Below are 1691 nucleotides of genomic sequence, written 5' to 3' on the forward strand. Positions count from 1 at the left end.
GCGCAACACCAAGGGCGATGAGGTCGCGATACGCCTGGAGCGGTGTGGCCAGCGTCAGCGCTTGGCGGGCGCGCAGGTCGTCGAACGGCGGGCGCGAGGCGTTGAGCATGACGAAGCTTTCCTCCCCTGACGTGTCGATGACGTTGACGATGCCGTCGTCAGCTTGCAGGTCGATGATCGATGCCGGATTCGTCGTCTGGATCGCTTGGAGGTCGCCGCTGTTCAACAGGTCGGTACGGGTGTCAGGATCCGAGATTGGTAGGAACTCGATCGCGTCGAGATACACATCACCGCCCCACCAGTCGTCGTTGCGTACGACGCGGGTGACCGAGTCGAGCGTGCGACTTTCGATCTTGAACGGACCGGTGCCGACTGGGGCCTGGTTAAGCGCCGGATCGAGGAGGGCGGCGGCGAGCCACGTGGGCGATGCTATGTAGCCGCCCTGGGTGCTCAGCGTCGCCGGGAACCGGGCGTTCGGATCGAGCAGGTTGTATTGGATGGTGAACTCGTCGATCACCTTCGTGGCATTTTCAGCTGGATAGAACGGTCGAAGACCGAAGCCGATGAGCGGACTGTCGAACTGAGCTTGGAAGCTTGCCTGTACGGCACTGGCGTCGAAGGGTGTGCCGTCGTGGAACGTGATCCCTTGGCGGAGTGTGACCTGCCAGGTCGTCAGGTCACCGTCGACGGGTTCCCACGATTCTGCGAGGTAGGGAACGATGCTGCCGTCGGACGCGACCGCGGCGAGCGTGTCGAAAATCGCATTCGCCATGACCTGGCCGGGCGCAGAGAGGACCGACGACGCCGGGTTCAGTCCATCGACGTCGGCTTCGAGGCCATACCGCAGCGTGCCGCCGCGGACAGGTTCGGGAAGCTCTGCGGGCTGCTCGGAGTGCTCCGCCGACAACTCTGCTGGTAACTCGGGTGCGGGCTGTGCGGGTTGCTCGGGTGCGGGTTGCTCGGGTGCGGGCTGCTTGGGAGGGAGGGTGTCAGAAGTTTGGTCAGACCCTGAACATGACGCGGCCACCAGCGCGGCCACGACGATGCCTGTTCTGAAGCATCCTCCGCCGCGCATTACCGCATCTTGTCACTCACACCGCCGGTGGGCTCGCAGACGTGCTGCAGTGCTCGGCAAAGCGGCTCACGAAGTCAGCGAGGTCGGCGCCAGTTTGCGAGTCGGTGAATTCCCCGTGCTCATTTAACTTGTCGCCGTAGCGTCCGATGCCTTTGGCGGCATCGTGTAGTGCAACGACCGACTCGGTGCGCAAGCTGCCGACGATTGCAAGGATCGAAACATCTGTCATGCGCGCAGTCTGGCCCGGGCCCGGGCGACCTGCGTGGTGCCAGCGGCAGGTTCAATCAGGCGGTCAGGTTCCTGCGCTGCTGGGCGGTCGACTTTTCATCGAGGGATGGAGACAGGCCAGGCCGAGAAGCGCAGCAAACGTGATCCAGAACAGCTCCGCAAGGCCACCTGGGCCGAATGCGCCGTCGATTGATTGCACGTTGTAGATCGCGTTGCCAGCGACCATCGAGACCAACCCGAGCGCCACCATGACGAGGCTCGGCGACTGTCGACGTGCAATGAACAGCAACCATGCAGCGACTCCGAACATCACAGCATCAAGGACGGGATAGTCGACTGCAACGGCGCGCATCTTCGTGTCGAAGACTGGCTCAGCGATGTAGTCGCC

The 1691-nt window shown here is 63.3% G+C and carries 3 protein-coding genes; all 3 read right to left on the reverse strand.

Features of this window, described 5'->3' with window-relative positions; all coding sequences use genetic code 11:
• Nucleotides 1-1075, reverse strand: a 1075-nt coding sequence (locus ACH2EI_RS09210; protein WP_395159781.1) for an ABC transporter substrate-binding protein, incomplete at its 3' end; no start/stop codon positions are given.
• A 16-nt stretch (nt 1076-1091) separates the two neighbouring features.
• A complete protein-coding gene (locus ACH2EI_RS09215) occupies nt 1092-1304 on the reverse strand; it encodes a hypothetical protein (protein ID WP_395154830.1) in 213 nt (70 codons plus the stop codon).
• Nucleotides 1305-1367: 63 nt separating this feature from the next.
• The coding region (locus ACH2EI_RS09220; RefSeq protein ID WP_395159783.1) for a hypothetical protein at nt 1368-1691 on the reverse strand (324 nt) is incomplete at its 5' end.

Origin of the sequence: Ilumatobacter sp. (genome assembly GCF_041688325.1) — a bacterium.
Classification (GTDB): Bacteria; Actinomycetota; Acidimicrobiia; order Acidimicrobiales; family Ilumatobacteraceae; genus Ilumatobacter_A.